This is a genomic window from Sporosarcina sp. FSL W7-1283, from assembly GCF_038003105.1.
In the GTDB taxonomy this organism is placed as follows: Bacteria; Bacillota; Bacilli; order Bacillales_A; family Planococcaceae; genus Sporosarcina; species Sporosarcina newyorkensis.
This window is the reverse complement of sequence record NZ_JBBOOL010000001.1, coordinates 2,699,570-2,718,599: the sequence shown is the minus strand read 5'-3', so window position 1 is coordinate 2,718,599 and position 19,030 is coordinate 2,699,570. Positions and strand designations below refer to the sequence as shown.

Annotated in this window: 28 protein-coding genes; 23 read left to right on the top strand and 5 right to left on the bottom strand. The window is 42.4% G+C overall.

Annotated elements, in window-relative coordinates; genetic code table 11:
- The first annotated feature begins 5 nt into the window (after window positions 1-5).
- From MKY93_RS14175 to MKY93_RS14095, 17 genes are all read left to right on the top strand, one after another.
- Window positions 6-266: a hypothetical protein gene (locus tag MKY93_RS14175; RefSeq protein ID WP_340759662.1), complete on the top strand. Its 261-nt coding sequence runs from the start codon at window positions 6-8 to the stop codon at window positions 264-266.
- Window positions 263-736 carry a DUF2634 domain-containing protein gene (locus MKY93_RS14170; protein WP_340759657.1) on the top strand — a complete coding sequence of 158 codons (474 nt, stop codon included), beginning with the start codon at window positions 263-265 and terminating at the stop codon, window positions 734-736. The genes MKY93_RS14175 and MKY93_RS14170 overlap by 4 nt, the downstream gene beginning before the upstream one ends.
- A complete protein-coding gene (locus MKY93_RS14165; RefSeq protein ID WP_340759655.1) occupies window positions 714-1,811 on the top strand; it encodes a baseplate J/gp47 family protein in 1,098 nt (365 codons plus the stop codon). Before MKY93_RS14170 ends, MKY93_RS14165 begins: the two co-directional genes overlap by 23 nt.
- Window positions 1,808-2,656 (top strand): putative phage tail protein, encoded by an 849-nt coding sequence (locus tag MKY93_RS14160; protein ID WP_340759654.1) that lies wholly within the window; start codon window positions 1,808-1,810, stop codon window positions 2,654-2,656. The genes MKY93_RS14165 and MKY93_RS14160 overlap by 4 nt, the downstream gene beginning before the upstream one ends.
- 2 nt (window positions 2,657-2,658) lie before the next feature.
- Window positions 2,659-3,012, top strand: coding sequence for a hypothetical protein (locus MKY93_RS14155; protein ID WP_340759652.1), 354 nt, complete (start codon window positions 2,659-2,661; stop codon window positions 3,010-3,012).
- On the top strand, window positions 3,005-3,373 hold the full coding sequence (locus tag MKY93_RS14150; protein WP_340759650.1) for a hypothetical protein: 369 nt from the start codon (window positions 3,005-3,007) through the stop codon (window positions 3,371-3,373). Before MKY93_RS14155 ends, MKY93_RS14150 begins: the two co-directional genes overlap by 8 nt.
- 20 nt (window positions 3,374-3,393) lie before the next feature.
- Window positions 3,394-3,741 carry a diversity-generating retroelement protein Avd gene (avd, locus tag MKY93_RS14145; protein ID WP_340759648.1) on the top strand — a complete coding sequence of 116 codons (348 nt, stop codon included), beginning with the start codon at window positions 3,394-3,396 and terminating at the stop codon, window positions 3,739-3,741.
- A gap of 249 nt (window positions 3,742-3,990) precedes the next feature.
- Window positions 3,991-5,055 carry a reverse transcriptase domain-containing protein gene (locus MKY93_RS14140; protein ID WP_340759647.1) on the top strand — a complete coding sequence of 355 codons (1,065 nt, stop codon included), beginning with the start codon at window positions 3,991-3,993 and terminating at the stop codon, window positions 5,053-5,055.
- Entirely contained in the window at window positions 5,042-7,315 is a 2,274-nt protein-coding gene (locus MKY93_RS14135; RefSeq protein WP_340759645.1) for a glycoside hydrolase family 78 protein, read from the top strand. The genes MKY93_RS14140 and MKY93_RS14135 overlap by 14 nt, the downstream gene beginning before the upstream one ends.
- Before the next feature lie 12 nt (window positions 7,316-7,327).
- Window positions 7,328-7,540 (top strand): hypothetical protein, encoded by a 213-nt coding sequence (locus MKY93_RS14130; RefSeq protein ID WP_340759643.1) that lies wholly within the window; start codon window positions 7,328-7,330, stop codon window positions 7,538-7,540.
- Window positions 7,537-7,749 carry an XkdX family protein gene (locus tag MKY93_RS14125; protein ID WP_340759641.1) on the top strand — a complete coding sequence of 71 codons (213 nt, stop codon included), beginning with the start codon at window positions 7,537-7,539 and terminating at the stop codon, window positions 7,747-7,749. The genes MKY93_RS14130 and MKY93_RS14125 overlap by 4 nt, the downstream gene beginning before the upstream one ends.
- Before the next feature lie 5 nt (window positions 7,750-7,754).
- On the top strand, window positions 7,755-7,946 hold the full coding sequence (locus MKY93_RS14120; protein WP_340759639.1) for a hypothetical protein: 192 nt from the start codon (window positions 7,755-7,757) through the stop codon (window positions 7,944-7,946).
- Between the two features lie 53 nt (window positions 7,947-7,999).
- Window positions 8,000-8,395 (top strand): hypothetical protein, encoded by a 396-nt coding sequence (locus tag MKY93_RS14115; RefSeq protein WP_340759637.1) that lies wholly within the window; start codon window positions 8,000-8,002, stop codon window positions 8,393-8,395.
- Window positions 8,379-8,741, top strand: a complete 363-nt coding sequence (locus tag MKY93_RS14110) for a hypothetical protein (protein ID WP_340759634.1) — start codon at window positions 8,379-8,381, stop codon at window positions 8,739-8,741. The genes MKY93_RS14115 and MKY93_RS14110 overlap by 17 nt, the downstream gene beginning before the upstream one ends.
- 13 nt (window positions 8,742-8,754) lie before the next feature.
- Window positions 8,755-9,087, top strand: coding sequence for a hypothetical protein (locus tag MKY93_RS14105; protein ID WP_340759632.1), 333 nt, complete (start codon window positions 8,755-8,757; stop codon window positions 9,085-9,087).
- Complete coding sequence (locus MKY93_RS14100) at window positions 9,080-9,436, top strand: hypothetical protein (protein WP_340759630.1); 357 nt, start codon at window positions 9,080-9,082, stop codon at window positions 9,434-9,436. Before MKY93_RS14105 ends, MKY93_RS14100 begins: the two co-directional genes overlap by 8 nt.
- Entirely contained in the window at window positions 9,436-10,254 is an 819-nt protein-coding gene (locus MKY93_RS14095; protein ID WP_340759628.1) for a peptidoglycan DD-metalloendopeptidase family protein, read from the top strand. Before MKY93_RS14100 ends, MKY93_RS14095 begins: the two co-directional genes overlap by 1 nt.
- A gap of 100 nt (window positions 10,255-10,354) precedes the next feature.
- On the opposite strand, the gene MKY93_RS14090 is transcribed toward MKY93_RS14095, so the two are convergent.
- From MKY93_RS14090 to MKY93_RS14080, 3 genes are all read right to left on the bottom strand, one after another.
- Window positions 10,355-10,690, bottom strand: coding sequence for a YolD-like family protein (locus MKY93_RS14090; protein WP_340759626.1), 336 nt, complete (start codon window positions 10,688-10,690; stop codon window positions 10,355-10,357).
- Entirely contained in the window at window positions 10,690-10,911 is a 222-nt protein-coding gene (locus tag MKY93_RS14085) for a transcriptional regulator (protein ID WP_340759624.1), read from the bottom strand. The genes MKY93_RS14090 and MKY93_RS14085 overlap by 1 nt, the downstream gene beginning before the upstream one ends.
- A gap of 81 nt (window positions 10,912-10,992) precedes the next feature.
- Complete coding sequence (locus tag MKY93_RS14080; RefSeq protein WP_340759623.1) at window positions 10,993-11,607, bottom strand: hypothetical protein; 615 nt, start codon at window positions 11,605-11,607, stop codon at window positions 10,993-10,995.
- 345 nt (window positions 11,608-11,952) lie between these two features.
- Between MKY93_RS14080 and MKY93_RS14075 the strand changes: the two genes are divergently transcribed.
- Window positions 11,953-12,813, top strand: coding sequence for a ParM/StbA family protein (locus MKY93_RS14075; RefSeq protein WP_340759621.1), 861 nt, complete (start codon window positions 11,953-11,955; stop codon window positions 12,811-12,813).
- Window positions 12,810-13,097 (top strand): hypothetical protein, encoded by a 288-nt coding sequence (locus MKY93_RS14070; RefSeq protein WP_340759619.1) that lies wholly within the window; start codon window positions 12,810-12,812, stop codon window positions 13,095-13,097. The genes MKY93_RS14075 and MKY93_RS14070 overlap by 4 nt, the downstream gene beginning before the upstream one ends.
- Window positions 13,098-13,684: 587 nt before the next feature.
- Here MKY93_RS14070 and MKY93_RS14065 read toward each other — a convergent pair.
- Window positions 13,685-14,011, bottom strand: a complete 327-nt coding sequence (locus MKY93_RS14065; protein ID WP_040759404.1) for a YuzD family protein — start codon at window positions 14,009-14,011, stop codon at window positions 13,685-13,687.
- 86 nt (window positions 14,012-14,097) lie between these two features.
- On the opposite strand from MKY93_RS14065, the gene MKY93_RS14060 reads away from it, so the two are divergent.
- The gene (locus MKY93_RS14060) at window positions 14,098-14,337 is read left to right on the top strand and encodes a NifU family protein (protein WP_009498020.1); all 240 of its coding nucleotides are present in this window, start codon (window positions 14,098-14,100) and stop codon (window positions 14,335-14,337) included.
- Window positions 14,338-14,397: 60 nt separating this feature from the next.
- Here the strand turns inward: MKY93_RS14060 and MKY93_RS14055 are convergent, their stop codons facing one another.
- Window positions 14,398-15,099, bottom strand: coding sequence for a DUF2225 domain-containing protein (locus MKY93_RS14055; RefSeq protein WP_340759613.1), 702 nt, complete (start codon window positions 15,097-15,099; stop codon window positions 14,398-14,400).
- A 119-nt stretch (window positions 15,100-15,218) separates the two neighbouring features.
- Between MKY93_RS14055 and MKY93_RS14050 the strand changes: the two genes are divergently transcribed.
- The 3 genes from MKY93_RS14050 (at window position 15,219) to MKY93_RS14040 (ending at window position 18,768) form a co-directional block, all read left to right on the top strand.
- A complete protein-coding gene (locus MKY93_RS14050) occupies window positions 15,219-15,584 on the top strand; it encodes a HesB/IscA family protein (RefSeq protein WP_221835097.1) in 366 nt (121 codons plus the stop codon).
- Between the two features lie 583 nt (window positions 15,585-16,167).
- Window positions 16,168-17,103, top strand: coding sequence for a hypothetical protein (locus MKY93_RS14045; protein ID WP_340759610.1), 936 nt, complete (start codon window positions 16,168-16,170; stop codon window positions 17,101-17,103).
- A 447-nt stretch (window positions 17,104-17,550) separates the two neighbouring features.
- Window positions 17,551-18,768 carry an NAD(P)/FAD-dependent oxidoreductase gene (locus tag MKY93_RS14040; protein WP_078818053.1) on the top strand — a complete coding sequence of 406 codons (1,218 nt, stop codon included), beginning with the start codon at window positions 17,551-17,553 and terminating at the stop codon, window positions 18,766-18,768.
- Window positions 18,769-19,030: the final 262 nt, after the last annotated feature.

The window sequence follows — 19,030 nt, the reverse complement described above, 5'->3', positions numbered from 1 at the left end:
GGGCTTTGATTGATAAAAGCATAGTAAACGATATGGCAATGATTTTAACGGGGCAATCTGAAAAAGTTGTTGGCGAAGCTTTATCTCTTCCGGCTGTCGCTACGGTACAAGGAAACCTCGATTTAATGATTGACGGATTCGGAAAACCGATACCGGCGGAAGACTATCATAAAATAAAAGGTGTTTCTGTGGCGCCAGGGAACCGTGTGTTGGCTGTTCCGATTGAAGATGGACACACCTTTATAGTTACGGGGGAGGTAGAATGAGCACTCAGCTGTACCCTTCATTTGACGCTCCTGATTTAATGGCAGATGAAGAAGTTGAAACATTGCAAGATGTCTATGCTTATAAATACGACTATGACAATGAGCGGTTGGTCGTCACTGGAACAGGTAAGGCGGTTAAGGGCGACCCAATAGACGCCTATCGTTTTTGGGCTGTTAAGTGCTGTTTAACCGAGCGTTATCAATACGCAGCTTATAGTTCAGACTTCGGGGTTGAGTTTCAAGCAATTATGGAAGCAGACTACCCGCGACCCATCGCCGAAAGCGAAATCAAACGGACGATAAAAGAGGCTTTAATGGTGGATGAACGCACTATTTCCGTAACGACATTTTCTTTCGAGTGGTCAGGTGACTCGTGTTGGATTAATTTTAAGTTAGAAAGTGTATATGGCATTGATAACGTTGAAATACAGAGAGGCGGTGAATTGAGTGGAAGAATTCGTGCTGCCTGATTTTTTGCAAGAAACTGAAGATGAAACACATAAAAATATGGTTGAAATGGCCCCTCCGAATCTTGATACAGCGGAAGGGGTTTTATATTGGGATCATACCCGGCCGACCGCAAGGGTTAAAGACAGACTAGTCAGCTATGAACTAACCCTTGCGTTGATGATGAAATTCCCGCAATTTGCAGTTGATTATTTCTTGGATTGGCATGGTGACCCGATTGGAGTATACCGCCGACCGGCTATCTCGGCTGTAGGCGAAGTAACGTTTTCGGGAGAACCCGGCACCCGTATCCCCGCTGGATCTATAGTCACCACGATTGGAGATGATAACGAGGCGGCTGTGATGTTTAATGTGGTCGAAGGCGGAGTGATCGGAGAGGTCGGCAACTTAACTTTAAGGATCAGCGCTGTCAATCCGGGTCTCATCGGTGCGGTCCCAGCAAATACAATTATCGGTATAGTAGAGCCTATTAAAGGGTTGACCACTATAACTAATGCGGCTCCTACTTTAGGAGGGGCTGAACGAGAAGATGACGATTCCTATCGAGAGAGGATATTAGACCGTCATCGAAATAAACCATTGAGCGGCGCAAAACGAGACTATGAGCGATGGGCGAAAGAAGTGCCTGGCGTTGGTGACGTCATTGTATTGCCTTTATGGGATGGTCCGAAAACGGTCAAGGTATTGATTACAGACAGCGACCGGCAGCTCGCCTCCGCTGAATTGATCGCCGCTGTGAAAGAGCATATTGATCCGATTGATGGAATGGGAGAGGGTACGGCCCCTATTGGCGCTGTAGTTACTGTAGATACGTTAACGCTCATCAGAATCTCTATAAAGCTTTCGCTAGACTTGGAAAAAGATTACCTATTGGCTGATGTATTGCAAAATATTAAAAGGAATATCGATAGCTACTTAGCCGACAAGAACATTGTGAAATACACAGATGTATTCGGTGTTATTACAGATACAGACGGCGTGGCAGATCATAGCGGATTGACGTTGAATGACGCTATGACTAACATCACATTGGCGGAAGGTGAACGTGCTTCAGTGGGTGAGGTGATGACCGTATGACGGTGCAAATCACGACAGAAACCGGTAGAGAGATGTTGCGTTCTGTTACCCCTATTTATAACAACGATGATCTGGCACTAGCTGTTTTCGAAGCGAATGGAAAGGTTATGGACAAAGTAGCGGTGGTTATTGAAGGTTTGAAAACTGAAATGTATCCGCAAAACGCTACTTGGACACTTGGGTACTGGGAGCAGATGCTTGGTATTAAAACCAATAAGAATCTTCCGGACTCGCAGAGAGTGCAGAAGGTTCTTTTTGAGTTGAATAAGTATTTCACGATCACTCGAAAACGAATGGAGATGATTGTGAATGCTTTTATTGAACATCAAAATGCAGAAGTGGAGGACGTTGAAGGCGAGTATGCATTCATCGTCATCATACCTGCCGGAAATCGAATAGTTGACGGTTTGCGGGATGCAGTTGAAGAAACGAAGCCCGCTCATCTGCTGGCGATCTATGAGCAAGTCGTCTCTGCCGGGGCTGTTGTTATTCGTGATGACACCTACCATTTCCCTATTTACTATCCGGAAACCGGAGAATTCACACCCGAAAAAGATTTTTCGCAAATAGATAGCCCGCCTATCGACATACAAGATGATTCATACAGATTCGAAATTGAGTATCCAGAAGCGGAGCGCGGCATCAGTCAAGCGGATGCAGGAACCGCAGATTTGTCAGACGATACGTACAATTATATGACGGACTACCCGGAAACAGGAGAAGCGGAATTGCTAGATAAGACCGTGACGCTGTTTGAGGATCAAGCAGCAGTTGAACCTGTGGCATATGAATTTGCTGTTGTGTATCCCGAATGCGGCGAATACGAACTGGAAGGAGAGGATTGATTTTGGACGAGCGCGAAACAATTCGGTTTGTGCCGAATGAATTTTATATCGACACCGGTAGGCATCTGTTTGCGAGTATTGCGAATTACGCAATGATCACTATCGCCGGGGCAGAATACCGTTATCCGATTGCATCGACTGTGATCAGAGATGGTTTTTTTAAGCATTATTTTGATGTGGAAGATGAGCCAATCGGAAATATCGAGAGGTTGGAACTGTACGATGTTAACGGTGGTTTGCTTGGCGAGACGGTGGGTGGTGTCATCGAAAAGGATGACGACGGATGGAGTATAGCCATCAAGTTGTTTGTCATCTTGGATGAAACGGAAGTAGAAGGAGGTATTGCGAATGGCTGATGTGACGCTAGGGACTTTGATTGGAAAAATCTATCACCACGCTAAGTCGTTTTGGAAAGATAAGATGCTGGATCCGGAAGGCGACCGGACGCAACGCGGTACTAAAGTGACTGCAAAGCGGATGAACAACTTGGAAGACAGTACTGCTTATGCGCACGAGCGATTGAATGACCAGGTGGTTTATCTAGAGGATGCAGACCGCACGCAAAAAAACCTGCGTTTTGAATTTCTGCTTCTGAAAGCGTCTGTAACAAGCGGCTTGACATCCAACATCTTGGTCGATAACTTCGAAACGCTTGCAGGTATCAACTTGATCGCCGGCGTACATGATTCGGAATTGCAGAGAATTTATTTACCATAAAGAAAAGAGGCATCTATTAATTGTCTTTACCGTCTGCGGACTTGATTATTTACAAGAAAACAGAAGGCTTACTTGATTACGTCTATCCGATATTGATTAACTTTCCAAACGCGGAAAAGTTCGCACTATCGCAAGAAATCAAGCAAGCTTTTTATGCGTTGCTCCGAAATATTATGTTGGCCAATAACATTCGTCATAAGCGGCGATTGTATCAGGAAGAGGTGGACGCTTATTTAAAGCTCCTGCTCGTCCTGTTCAATGTGGCCAAGAAACAGAAGTACATTACACAGAAAAAGAATTTGCAAATCCAGCGGCAGTTGTCTGAGATCGGAAAGATTCTCGGAGGTTGGATGAAATCGAATAAATGAAACATAGGGTTATGGCTGTTTGGCTCGAACCGCGCTATTCGTGGCAACAATTCGGCGCGCAACTGGAACAACAATACGTCGTCTAATCGCAATACGAATATTGGCTTCCGCCCCGCCTTGTTAGACTTTACGATCAGCATGTTCAAGGATGTGCCGACGTGGCTTTGAACACTTCAAGGGAGCCGTAATCCTTCGTCATCGAACGTAAACACATGAATAGTCGTAGCGCCGACCTGGAAAGGAGCCGTTATGGCGAAAGTTTATCAATATGACAACTTATACGAACAAATAATTTCATTCAGAAACCTTGAATATGCCTTTACACAAGTGACTAAAGGGGATCGCAAATTCCGGAAGGATGCGATCCTTTTTTCTATGGCATTAGATAAGAATCTAGTGGACTTGTGGCACGACTTAAAACGGGGCAACTATCGCGTCGGTGAATATATTCGATTTAAAGTATACGAGCCGAAAGAGCGATGGGTGAGCGCTCCCAGAGTGCGTGACAAAATCGTACAGTTCGCAACGCACCACATTATCAAGCGTATATATGAAAATGTTTTTATTTCGGACTCATACGCCTGTTTGGATGGACGCGGAACTCATGCAGCTGTCAATTCGGTTCAACGCGATATGAGGATAGCGGAAAGGGAGTTTCTTGATCCTTGGATTGTTTCTGTAGACGTGTCTAAATTTTTCTATTCGATAGACCGGGAGATTTTAAAGCAGATTCTACGAAAGAAAATAAAGTGCGCGAAAACACTATGGTTGCTTGATCGCATTATTGACAGTAGCCCTGAAGGTGCGACAGGAATTCCGCTAGGCAACGTGACAAGTCAAGATTTCGCAAATATTTATTTGAATGAAATGGATCAATACGTAAAGAGATTTTTAGGCGTTAGATATTACACAAGATATATGGATGACATGATCGCCTTTGTAGATGGGAAGTTTGCGGCACAGTCTCTGAAAGAGGAAATGTGCAATTTTTTAGAGGACCGATTAAACATGGTTGCCAACCCTAAGAAATCGCAGATATTCCCACTAGACCAAGGTGTGAATGCTTATGGCTACAAAATATGGACGACTCATAAACTCGTCCGTGATGATTCCAAGTGCAGAGCGAAACGGCGAATTAAGGCGATGGACCGTAAGCTGCAGGCAGGGCTTATCCAGCAATCCGAGATTACTCAATCGGTTAACAGTTGGCTAGGTCACGCCAGGCACTCCGATTCTTACAATCTTGTGAAGAAAATCTATGCGCCTTATCCATATATAACAATTGAAGGAGATGAGAGATTTGGCAACAGGTGATTTGATTAAATTAGGGACACTCTACCTCGGCGGCACCAAGAGGAGTCGTCCGACGAATCCTGTAAGCGGCGGAGACGTTCATGCGTTTTCTGCAGGGCAAACAATAGAGATTCGCAATACTGAATCGTCAGAGGCGGACAAGCTGCACTGGCGAGAAATTAACGACGGTGGCAAAAAGTATCTTGTAGCTGATCGCGCACTTATCCGCTCGATTAGTTGGGATGATTTAAACGCTCAGTCTCTTATTTTTGGGAAAGAGATTACGATTGACGGACAGCAATATAAAATCCGGTCGTTGACAGGTGGTTCAACTTATAGAAGTGGAACAGATGCCTATTCCGGCGGATCACCTTCAAATAATGAATGGGATCGTTGGATTGTAAATGAAGCGAACATTTCAGGATTGCCAAAGCCTACAGCAACCGACCTAACAAATAATAGCGCGAATCTTAATGGCGCTCACAACCAGTTCTGGAACTGGTACAACATGTATTCTTGGGCACAAGAGACATACACGGGTAACAGCTCGGACCGCGCTTTTCGTGGCTACTATTCGGCGCGCTTCTGGGACTACTCTACGTCGTCTTATCGCGGTACGTATTTTGGCTTCCGCCCCGTCCTTGAAGTTCTGAATTCTGCCCCTTTGATCTCGGGCGATACTCAGAACCAAGGCAACAAAACAGCACCATTTTCCGTGCAATACCAGGTCTCTGACCCGGAAGGCGATGCAGTTTCGATTGTCGAAAAATTAAACGGGACCGTCATCAAAACCGAAACGAATATCACGCAAGGCGTGAACCGAAAAATTACGCTGACGAACGAGCAATGGGTTGCTATTCCTCTCAATCAGGAGTCCACGATCACGATTGAAGCGACCGATGCAAAGGGAGCGAAATCGACGCGAGTCTTTACGTTTACGAAAACGAACGCGGCGCCGACAGCTACAGCGGTCGAGCCGCGCGGTGATTTATCCAATATTGGTATCGTTGACACGCAGACACCGATTTTTGTTTGGTCCTTTAATGATCCTGATGCAGGCGACAGACAATCTGCTTATCAATTCATTATCGAGGACACAAACAACAATCTGATCCATGATTCGGGTAAAAAGACATCTACTCAATCTTTCTATCAATTGCCGGAAGCTAACAAGCTTGCGTGGGGCACTCGATACAAATGGAAAGTGAAAGTGTGGGATCGCTTCGACATTCCGTCAGAAGACAGTTTTCCGGAATTCATCATGCCGAACCGTCCGCCGAATGTCAGCAATGTTTTGCCTGGGAGCAACGATAAAGAAAACCCTGCAGGAGCTGGATTAAATCCGGAAGTTGCGTGGGATTTCGAAGATCTTGATTTGGAAGCTCAGGCAGCTTATCAGGTCAAAATTTATAAATCAGAAGATGACGCACTTGTTTATGACTCTTCGCGCATCGGTCAAAACGTGCATAAGCATCAAGTGCCTGCGGGTCGTCTGTCGCAAGGTGTCGCTTACTACACAGTTGTAACGGTGTGGGACCCGAACGGACTAAAAACGGACAGTGAGCCGTCTTATTTCCGGACAAACGCAACGCCGTCTGCACCGATCCTAACAGGTCCGGTAGACAACTATCGCACGACGTTAAAGCCTACACTGATCGGTATTGTCGGAACAGATCCAGAGGATGACGGCATGCACTTCCGCATTCAGATTTCTACTGATCCGACATTTGTGCAGTATGCATTTGAAAAGTCGAGTGAAAAAGATCGTGCAGGGTGGCAAGTGAACGGTTACGACATCCCGGAAGTTGGTGTGAAAAACGACCAGCAAGGGCAGAGCGTAGCATATACGATGCAAGTGGATTTAGACTACGGTAAAACGTATTACTGGCGTATGGCTTCCGTGGATGCAGGCACAGGAGCACGCGGTGTATGGTCTAGCGTTCGTCGTGTTCGCGCGGGTAATGAATTGATTTTCGAAATTAAGAATCCGGTCAATACGGCAAATACAGCTGCCCGCCGCATCTTGTTTGCGGCAGACTATCAATTGCCGACAGACGGCACAACGAAAGCAACGCTCAAAGTAGAATTCGCCAACAACGCACTGGACGTCAGCCCGACATGGGAGGATGCGACGGATGCGTTTTTAAGTATGGATTATCATGACTTTGCTAATGACGCCAAGACCGCTGGCGCGTTTGCAATCGGCGTCCGTATGACGATTAAAGCTAATGACTCAATGGCGCCAATCGGCATCGAGGCCATTGGACTTACATTTGACTGAGGAGGGGTAGTTATGCGTGTAATCACACAAAGACCGCTTGCTGAATTGCGAGCTGAAGAAGAACAGGCGCAAGCGAAGGATGCCCAACTACAAAGTTTGGGTCTATCCCTCGCTCAAGAAAAAATAAAGAATGCACAAAAGGACGCAATGATCAGTAGCCTCGGCCAACAATTGGCCCTATTAAAAATTGACGTAGCGCTTATGAAGGGAGCTGTTGGAAAATGAGTTTTTGGAGAGATGCTTTTGGGTGGGGATGGGTCACGGCCGATCAGCTGCGACTTATGGTAATTACAGACACTTTCGCATTTGGTGAAATTACGAAACAAGAATACGAGGATATCACAGGCCAGCCATATGATCTAACGCCTACAGAACCAGATACACCGGAAGAGCCAGAACCGGAAACGGAAGAACCTGCACCAAAGAAAAAGTAATTGGAGTGTCAGAATTGGATTTAACCGAACACCTAGAGAGAGAAAGAATGTCCGATGACTTGAAAACATCGTTATTGGACGTCTACAAAGCACAAGACGATTTGATATATGCACAACAAGAGGCGGTAATGCGTCTGCTACATGAAAATGTAGAGCAGGAAAACATGATCAATGAGTTGTTGCGCGGCAATGCATAGAGTGGTCTTCGGACTGCTCTTTTATTCTTTATAAGGAAAAGGGGGAGGGAAGAATGGAGGAAGAATCTATGAGACCCGTAACCGTGGTAGAAGTAATTGTGACGTACATTAGTCTGGGGTGGGCTTTTGTTTTATTAACTAATCCAGATATATTTAATCAATCTCCCAATTTTAGCCGTATAGAAGCGATTGCCCAATCCGAGTGGATTGTTGGATGTATTTGTCTTCTATTAGCTGCTGTTAAGATTATCGGTATGACCTTACACAATCGGAGAATTAGATGGTTCGGTCTGATGTTATCGTCAATATTTTGGGTGTTGATGTCTGCGAGTTTTTTGTTTTCAAGCGACTATATTGAGTTTAATACTGGATTTGTCGTGTATTCTGGCGTTGCAGTCATGAGCCTGTGGACGTCTAAAGAGGTGATGACTGGTGGCAGAACCGACTAACGCTGTACTCGCGGAACAAGTGCGGCAGCTCAGAAAGGATTTTCATGAATTTCGAAATGCAACAAAAGATGAGTTGAAAGAAATGGAAGAGAAAGTCGATAATACTAGACGTATTGCGGATGAAGTGAATTACTCCGTCAAATACGTAAAGTCAGCTGTCGACAAAATGGAGGATATGATGTCCAACTTTATTAATGTAGTCAATCAACAAAATGATAAAATAGATGACTTCGTAAACAGCGACAAGCGATTGAATAGCAGGCGGCAATTCGTGGTGTCTGTACTACAAGTAGCTTCCGGTATCATCATTGCGCTGATTACTTTCTGGGCTACCGGAAAGATGTGAGGGGGTCAAGAATGTGTTCGGTTTCGAATTGAAAAGAAAAAAACGCAAGCCGAAAGTCAAAAAAGTAACCAAGTACCCTATGGAGTTTTCCAAAAAGATACTAATGGTTACTTTTTTAATTGCGTTGATCATCCTTTGTTATGCCATGTGGATACAGTATCTGATTATCGTAAAGGATTATCAGGGCGACACGAATATTGTTATCACTATATTGACTGTACTTGGCGCCGAAATCGCAACAGGTACAGGTTTTTATTATTGGAAAGCAAAGGCGGAAAACGTGGCTCGTGAGAAGCGCTTAAATATCACAGAAGAGTATCCGCAAGGGGAGGATTACAATGAATAATTTAATTGATAATTGGTATGTAATTTTTGGAGTAATTGCTTTAATTGTGTTTGTAGGTGTAGCAGCGGCCGTATTTTTCGCCCAACCAACTGAATCTCAACTTAAAAAAATAAAAGCTTGGCTTTTGCTAGCTGTAACACAAGCGGAGGCGGAGCTAGGAAGTGGCACTGGGGAGTTAAAGTTGCGGTATGTTTATGATTTATTTATTACTAGATTTACTTGGCTCGCTCGCATTATTAGCTTTGATTTGTTTGCAACATTGGTAGACCAAGCGTTGGACGAGATGCGAGAGATGTTAAAAAATAATCCGGCGGTTATGAATTTGGTTGATCCAGGAGGCGATGTCTGATGTACTACAGAAAGCCTTGCGACGGATATATTACATCTTTCTTCAGTAACTCGCGCAAAAATCCAGTGTTAGGTATCATTCGTCCGCATCAGGGTATTGATATATCCAGCGCTGATGACAATACTATTGTTGCCGCGGCGTCCGGGAAAGTACGTGTAACTGGTAACACTGCAACTGCAGGTAATTACATCATCATTACCCATCCAAATGGACAGGAGACTAATTACAGCCATTTATCGCAAATTAGTGTACGTAATGGACAGCAAGTAAAGCAGGGCCAGAAGATCGGCGTAAAGGGCAGCACTGGCAACAGCACAGGAATTCATCTACATTTTGAAATCAGTAAAGGTAGATGGACAAACAGTTATAGCAATAAACTGGACCCGCTTTTGCATTTTGTCGATCCTGTAACTAAAGAGATTCAGACAATGCTAATTAAGCTAGGCTATGAAATTACTGCAGATGGAATTTACGGCAACGCCACCGTTACAGCCATTGCTCAATATCAAAAAAGCAAAAAAATGTTAGTCGATGGTTATGCGGGTCGCGGCACTCACGCTGCGCTAAAAGCGGATACAGCCAATATGGTTGCTGCAGTCGATAAGAAAGAGGAGGCGAATAAAGTGTGGGTAGAGTTTAGCAGTCCGACATTAAAGCGAGAATTCGAAACATTTTTGGGAAGCAAAGCGCAGCAGGAAATTGCGGTGCAAGCGGGGGTAGATCAGGGTTATATGAAATCATGGTTAACCAATAAAGGTGCGATGCCTGGCGATAAAGCCATGCTTGGATTAGGCGCTACAATTAAACAAAATAAATAAGAAGCATCTGGCCATAGTTAAAACGTTGATACAAAACGGTTTGTAAAATGGCCATATGCAAGTTAAAGCGACTCTATCCACTATCGGACGGAGTCGCTTTTTAATTTATAAATCGGACATTAATAATGTCTTTCACATGAATACGTTCAATTCCAAACGGATCTTCTAATACGATTATTCTCGATTGAACGTTAATTTCTCGTATCTTTCCCTGAAAGTGAATGATTTTACCGTCTTTCCACGTCTGAATTTCAGCTTCACACTTTCTTTTATAAGCAGCATCAAGCGTCTCCTGAATGTTATCCCAATCAAACTGGTCCAACTCAGGTCGCTCCACATAGTCATCCTCTGCATACCAATCGCGGATCCTCTCTAGATGTTCGGGTATAAAAAGGGACGTCCACTTAATACTGCCACGATCACGGTTACCTTCCATTATATAACCACTCTTTCTTTCATCATTAAAGGAACAGCTGCTAAAACATTATCGATCAAGAAAGTTCGCTTGGATTTTCTAAGAAAACAATATGCCCTGAATGAATTATCTCCCACCTGTAATACTTTCACCTTTCGTTTGCTGATTGATCCATCTTTCGCTAAATACATAACTTCCAATACCTCTCCAAATCTTACCGACTTCTCCAATGTTTTACGCACGTTTGTTCCCCTCCTTATTTTCAAGTATACGGAATGTATGTTCGTTTGTAAAGGATGAAAAAACGACCGCGTGAGCAGTCGTCATTTATCCCATCTATTAACTACGAATTCTGTTACCGTGTCTTGTAATTTTTCCGCACCGACTTTTACTTCATCGACTAAATAAGAGAGCAGGGCAGTCCAAGACACCTTTTCACCGTGCGGATTGCTAGCGTTTAAATCCTTCATTATCCACTTTAATGCTTCTAATCTATCAGGAGTTATATTGTTTTTAATATACTCGCCAACAAAATCATTTAAAAATTCGGCGTCTTTTAATGTTGTGTCTAACAGCAACGCACAAGCTTTGGACACGCTACAGCCCATGGCATAGGCGATACCCTCCAAGTCCCTGTAAAACTCCTGTGACACTCTAGTAGATATGCGTATAGTGCTGCCTATATGGGCACGATTAAAATTTACACGTTCGCTATCTCCCATATAAAGAGTGTTTCCTATTCGGACGTCACGTATAAAGTATACGGATAGTCGATCCATTGGATTCTTGCGTTGCGATCCATTAATTAATAGAGTTTCAATTACATTTTTAATCGGCTCATCCACAATAAAAGCTAGCTGATAAACACAGTCACGCAACTCACAACTGACGGTGGGGTTGATACTTTTTTTCTTATCAGTCCTAACCTTCCTAGCCATTCTCCTATCGCTCCCCTATAGCTTATTTTGACAATTAGCCTTACCACATCGTTAATCTGTGGTAGACATATTGCAGTATACGATAGGGTAGGGGAGAGGTATGACTACTTTTTCGGTTTTGGTTTTTTGCGAATCGGGAAATTGTATTTTTTTGCATTATTGATAATGTCTTTTGACAGTTCTTCATTGCTTTTTTTAGTCATCTTGATCACTCCTTAAAAAGAGTGTGGTCAGTTTAGGAATATTTTATACCTGGCAGACGTATGATTTATTACAAGCGCAATACAAAGCTCTCGGATTTCTCCGAATTTATTACATGCGTAATACAAGAGGGGGTTATCGATAGTGAGTAAACTAATTTTAGGTATCGATGCAGGCAATCATATGGCAAAGGTGGCAGGTCCATATGGCACGGATTGCTACCGCACGGCCATCTGTGATTGGTTCGAACGTGATATAGTCGAGAGTCACGGCGCCGACGATATGGAATTTGAAATAAATGAGCGGAAAGGTTTTGCCGGAAGTATAGCAGTTTACGAAGATGAGTTTGGTGGGGGTAGCATGTTTGGAGATACCAAAGCGCACGAGGATACAAAAATCCGTGTGCTACTTGCCATCTATCGCTACGGTAAAAAGTATGGAATAGATATAACAGACGTCAGCTTGGTTACTGGACAGCCGATTGTCTCCCATAAGGATGCAGATAAGAAACGCATCCAAGACATGCTCACAGGACATCACAGCTTTACCGTCAACGACGAGAATATATCATTTAATATAGTAGAAGTCGGAGTCGGAGCAGAGGGGTCAGGTGCCTTTTGGAGTGACGTAGAAGATGGAGCGTTACGGATAATTGACATCGGTAGCGGCACAATCAACGCAGCCAGCATCGTGAGTAAACGATACATCAATAATGCATCTTCCACATTTAATTTCGGCATGGAGACAGTTAATAATAAAGAGGATTTGGCAGGGGTGGCACGTGGTATCATCCGAAATACGACCATACTTAAATGGGATCGTGCAGATAACGTAAGATTGTGTGGAGGGATCGCGAAGGATATACTACCTTTTATTGAGCAACATTATGGTAACGCAGCGTTGATCCGGCCGACATTACAAGAAGGCAGCCGAATAGTTGTTGCTGATCCTGTATTTGCAAATGCAATTGGTTTTTATAAATTGGCTAGGAATGCATTTGGATGACACGCGTTTTATGGGTGGTTGTAAATAAAAAAGCAAAAAAGACAAGACAGCCGAAAAGTGTAAGTTTTAATTTGACGAGTATCTATGAGGTAGGCCTACTAAATTACGCCGAAGATCCAAAGCATGGCGATTTTAGTAAATACATTAAACGGTTAATCGATAGAGATATGCGCGAAGGTGATCGCCAGGAGAATTTTACAGTTCAACAAACTGCTGCGACTCAGGTTCATACCGAACCAGAGATGCAAACTGAGGATTCGGATATAATGAGTGGGTTTTTGTGAAATAAAAAAAGAGAGGTGAAGCAACGCTTCACACTCTAAAATATCACACGAATTATCACGAAAGGTTCAAAAAGACTCAAACATACTCACTAACAATACGAACTCCTACTATTATATAAGCATTCAATTACAACGGTTTCACACAACCACAAAAACTCTCGCTTTCTTACTCGCTTACAAGTGGCACAATGGATAATACTAAAAAGGTCACTCATGGAGCGTAAAACTCTGTCGGTGGCTTTTTTATTATCTTGAAACGCGGAGGAAATGGCGTTGTTTTTTTGCTTGAAGAAAAAGAGTGGAGAAGTAATGACAGGGCCGTCTTTGGTAGATAATTATCTATATCGTTTGTGGGAAAGAACGTTTCATAACAGAGGAAGCTACAGGACAAGCTGCTGAAATGTTGCGAGAGAAATATGGCTGGACTATCTATGTCAGAGTGGCATAAAGTATGAAGGAGCTGCTCAGACAGCTCCCTTTTGCTATTTGATTTGGCGCGTTTTTAAAGTCAGTCTACATTGTATAGATCGTGTAGCAGATCGAAACATTCTCGTAATGGTTCTCAATTATTCAGTGCCATTATCAATTTATCCTGCATGATAACCGTGCGTTTCCATTGCTTTAAAAACTGGTTTTAACTGGATATATCCTTCGCCGATCACCTCGTCTTCAATTAGGACGAGTGGATAAAAATACTCGTCATCTCGGACTTTTTCTGCAATTTCTCTCTGCCGGTCATCAGATAGTTCATTGTCGATATCAATGTACGTGATGGTGAAAGGTTGGTCAGGATACTTCCTTGCAATTGCGGCTTCAAGCCATTCGTACGTGTCTTTTGAAGAAGGAGCGTTCACACAGCTGGCACAGATTATATCTGCACCAAACACTTCAATTGTAACGGGTGTTTGTGACATATTCATCAATCCTCCGAATCATTATTGGATTTTTTCTGCTCGGCAGTTTATAATAAGTATTATAAGGAAAGGAGAGAGTGATTACAATGACAACAGATACTCAACTATACGAACCGGTTAAAGAAGTTTTAGATAAATTACGCCCATTCCTCTTGAGAGATGGAGGAGACTGTGAACTTGTAGATATCGATGAAGGAATCGTCAAGCTGCGCTTACTAGGTGCATGTGGTACGTGCCCAAGTTCTACAATCACACTTAAAGCAGGCATCGAGCGCGCTTTGCTTGAAGAAGTGCCAGGCGTCGTGGAAGTCGAACAGGTCTTTTAAATTAATTATGAAAGCCGTGCAGGGAAGTCAATACTTCTCTGCACGGCTTTTTTTAGCTAATCAATCATTGCTTTCAGATTCTTCCCCGCGAATTTCCTGCCACCGATCCTTCGCGAGCTCGATAAGATGGGGCTCGGTCGATCTTTTCTGACTCTCGATTACACGTGAGAAATTGCGAATTGCTTCTTCCCGATCGCGTATACGCCAAGATAATTCGGCTATCATATACTGTACGCGTGTCTCCGACATTTGTGTACCAACATGATCGCCTTCTGAAAATGCTTGTATATAGAGGTCACGTGAAATTCTTAAATAGCGTTTTTCGTTGGCATCCCCTTCTGCTTCTCGATAGATCCAGGCAATTCTCAACATCATACCAGCCATTGTCAAATACTTTTCTTTCTTAAAGTTCGCACTTAAATACGCAAGTTTATACGACTCGATGGCTTCTTCTTTAGTACGGATACTGCCGAATGAACGACTATGCCATTTTGACGTAATGTTTTTTTCAATCATCTCTTTTGTGCCTGGAGCAAAATAAGGGGAAAAGTCTTCAGTAGATGCAAAGCCGCAGTGAGGACAAACGGCAACATTATATAAAAGAGGATTAATTTCCTCATTGACGTATATAGGTCTAAAATCGCTATCATGCTCTGCTACCCTAACTTGACGCGAACGGATTCTAGTAGTTAGAAAATGCTCTTTGCACAATAAACATTGCATTTTCTTTTCGTAAAAAGGGCTAACCTCCAATATGCTCATTCCTTTCATTCATAAGTCTTAGTATACAGCAAAATAGACCTATAGCGGGGACTATTTGTTTGCATTCTAATGAAAAAGATTGATATGATAGAACAAAACGTGGAAAGTGAGTGTGAATAATGAATAATCCAGTTGAAATTACAGAAGCAGCAGCATTTCACGTGAAGAAGATGATGACTCATAATGAAGAAGAAGGCTCTTATCTGCGCGTTTCCGTCAATGGCGGAGGGTGCAGCGGATTAACATACGGTCTAGGCTTTGCGCAGGAAAAGGAAGAAGATGACGTGTCGTATACACAGCACGAAATCCCAGTTCTTGTAAAAGGTGAAGATGCAGCGATTTTAGAAGGAACTAAAGTGGACTACAAAGAATCCCTAATGGGCGGCGGTTTCACCATCGATAACCCGAACGCCATTGCAAACTGTGGATGTGGTACGTCTTTCCGAACAGCTAAGAAAGCAGGAACTCCTGCTGAATGTGATTGATGAACCGTTTTGTAAATGTTGGGTGCGGATTGTAATTGGCGGTTAGAATTGATGTGTACACAATCCCGGAAAAGTGTAAACACAACTCTAAAGTAATGTGTTTAGGGTTGTGAATATCGAGCCTTTTTGATTTGTATGTTGCTAAAACAATACAAATTGAGGAGGCTTTTTTATGTCGTTGAATAAAGGTATCCAAGTATTAACTTTGAGCAAGCGATTAACCTTGTCATATCTGCTAAGAGTGCAGTGGGTCTTAGACCATGGACAGTGAAGGACTATAAAATGTATATAAATTCAATTTGGTCTTTTTGACTACAAAACCCTCTTTACTATATAAACTTATTTTTTTAAGCCTAAATACCGAAAGTACATTTTTGATTTAAAATAAGGGGTGAAAAACTATATTCCAAGATGCAGAAAACGAGTTATGGAAAGTTATTCGAAATGTAAATGATGAGATGAAATATTAATGTTATAAAAATGTGGTAATTTTCCTTTATGAGAAATCTTAGAATGAATAGAGAAAAATTTATATAATTCTTGCTTTGAAACGAAAAAATAAAAAACGGGGTTGTGAAGTTTAATGGATGTGGATAAAAGTCAATACATTGATCAATGTATTATAAAATATGAATCAATTATAAATAATGCAAAAGAAGGAACGGCACAAGATAATGAAGTATTAACAGCAATTACTAAATCGATGTCATTTGGTCTGTTAAAAACCAACTACGATATATGGTTAGATGAGTGCTTTTTACATCAAGACTGGCAAAAGTGGAATAATTTAATTTTCCAGCAAATGCGTTATCAATTACTTCCGGGATGTAGCGGAGGGTATGACCATTGTCAAAATACCTTACATATTTTAGAGGCATTCGCTTGCGGGGATAACAAAATAATGGAGCGCATTCTTCCATCCGAACTGGGGTTAACTAAAAATGGTTACCCGTTTTATGTTGTGATGAGCAATCTCTTGAGGGCAATTTGGTATAGGGATGAAATACTTTTGCTAAAAGCGCTCTATGCTGCCGAAAAATTTGTTGGCACAAAGAAACCACAATGGGAGCGTTCAGTAGTTGCATTTCTGCTTTCATTACATAAAGAAAATGTCGAGGCAATGGGGAATCATTTACAAAATTTGTGTTCAGGATACATGCGTGCAGATTTCAGTAAAGCGATGAAACAACTATGTGTGCCTGCACATGGTCTTTATTGTTTGGCACAAAACTTATTGCCCGCAGAAATATTTCAACAGATAAAAATGCCTGAACACAAGAACTTTTCTCAAGGATTTGCAAAATGGAGAAATGAAAATCCGTACCCTGTATTAAATTTATACTTTGAATATCCAGCGCCTCTGGAAATCCTCAATCAAATTTATGTGGCCCCAGTTGCTAAAAGCATTATTTCACAACCATATCTTCATAGCGATAATCCTTATCATTCTCTACAATTAAAGAAAAAATGGTTTCTTGATGAGGAGGCAATGCTAATAGCCTTTGTTGAAAATGTGTAAACTTTCTTTTTTAACTCATGTTGTAGAATTATGTGAAATTGTCTGTTTTAGTTATATTAAATAAAATAACTGCAGAAAAATGGAAATGACCTGTTGTACTCACATGAATTGAAAATTTCAACGAAGCGTCTAAACATCCTCAAGAATGGCTTTTCCACATTAGTTAGGCTACAATAGAATCAAATCATACAGGCAAGGAATACACAATCCGGACTGTGATTGAAACCTATAAATTGTTTATAATAGCCTGAAAATGCATGTGGCTCACTAGTCGAAATTGATTATTTGCACAATAAGAATCCTATTGAAAAGCATGCGCAAAAAGGCTACTATAAATAGGGAAAGCAAAATCATATCAAATCTAAATGCCAGCACTTCGTAAAACTATGTATTGCCTATTTTACACGTACTCGGCATTTAATAAATTTAAAGGTGGTTTCGATTTACGTGAAAAGACCGACAATCTTAGTTTTGGGTGCAGGATACGGTGGTTTGATGACCGTTGTCAATTTACAAAAATCATTAGGTGCAGATGAAGCTGATGTCATCCTCATCAATAAAAACGACTATCACTACGAGTCTACTTGGTTGCATGAAGCGGCTGCAGGAACGTTGGCTCCTGAGCAAGTGCGTTACGATATTGCAAGCGTCATTAATAGCAACAAAGTGCAATTCGTCAAAGCTGAAGTGACGGGAATTGACGTAAAGAACAAGAATGTGACGACAAACATCGGTTCACATACATATGATTATCTTGTGATTGCACTTGGTTTCGAGGGTGAAACGTTTGGTATTCCAGGGCTTGATAAATATGCTCTATCGATTGCAAACGTAAAAGCAGCTCGCCAAATCCGTGATCATATGGAATACCAATTTGCGACTTGGTCTCTTGAAGAAGAGAAAGACGACAGCCGTCTAACGATTGTTGTGGGCGGGGCTGGCTTCACAGGTATTGAATATCTTGGTGAATTAGGTAACCGTGTCCCTGAATTATGTAAAGAATACGATGTGCCTGCTGAGAAGGTACGCATTCTATGTGTAGAGGCTGCGCCAATGGTCTTACCGGGCTTTGATCCGGAACTTGTTGAATATGCAGTACGTCAATTAGAATCTAAAGGGATAGAATTCTCTATCGGAACTCCGGTTGTGGAAGCGACTCCTGAAGGCGTTAAGATAAAAAAAGGCGAAGATGAATTTGAGTTCATCAAAGCTGGTACAGTTGTATGGGCTGCAGGTGTTCGCGGAAACCGTATGATTGAAGAATCGGGTATTGAAAACATGCGTGCTCGAGTAAAAGTAGACAAAGATTTGCGGGCACCTGGCTTCGAAGACGTCTTCGTAATCGGCGACTGTTCTCTAATGATCAATGAAGCGATCAATCGTCCATATCCACCGACTGCTCAAATTGCGATGCAGCAAGGTGATATGTGTGCGAATAATATCATTGCTCTGATTCAAGGCAAGCAAACCGCTGAATTTGTACCGGATCTAAAGGGAAGCGTATGTTCACTTGGCGATTCCGATGCAATCGGTGTTGTGTTCGATAAGAAAATCACAGGCACAAAAGCATCATTCATGAAGAAAATGATTGATAACCGAGCGCTCTTTATGGTCGGCGGAGTCGGCTTGACGATAAAAAAAGGGAAGTTCAACTTCCTGAAATAAAAAAATGGAAAAGCACTCGCAGCTGCGGGTGCTTTTGACTTGTAGATGAAAATACTATCAAGCGGTAAAGATACCGTTGACCTACCTTCCAGGCGGACGCGTTGCGATGAGCCTCCTCGTCGCTATCGCTCCTCTCACCTGTCGAGCTAATCCCGCTGGAAAAGCGAAGCGTTACGAGTATTTCTAAGCTCTAAATTCCGGAACCCTAAACCCTGTATATCATTCCTGCATTATAAAACACACGCTTTTAAAAGTGCTTTTT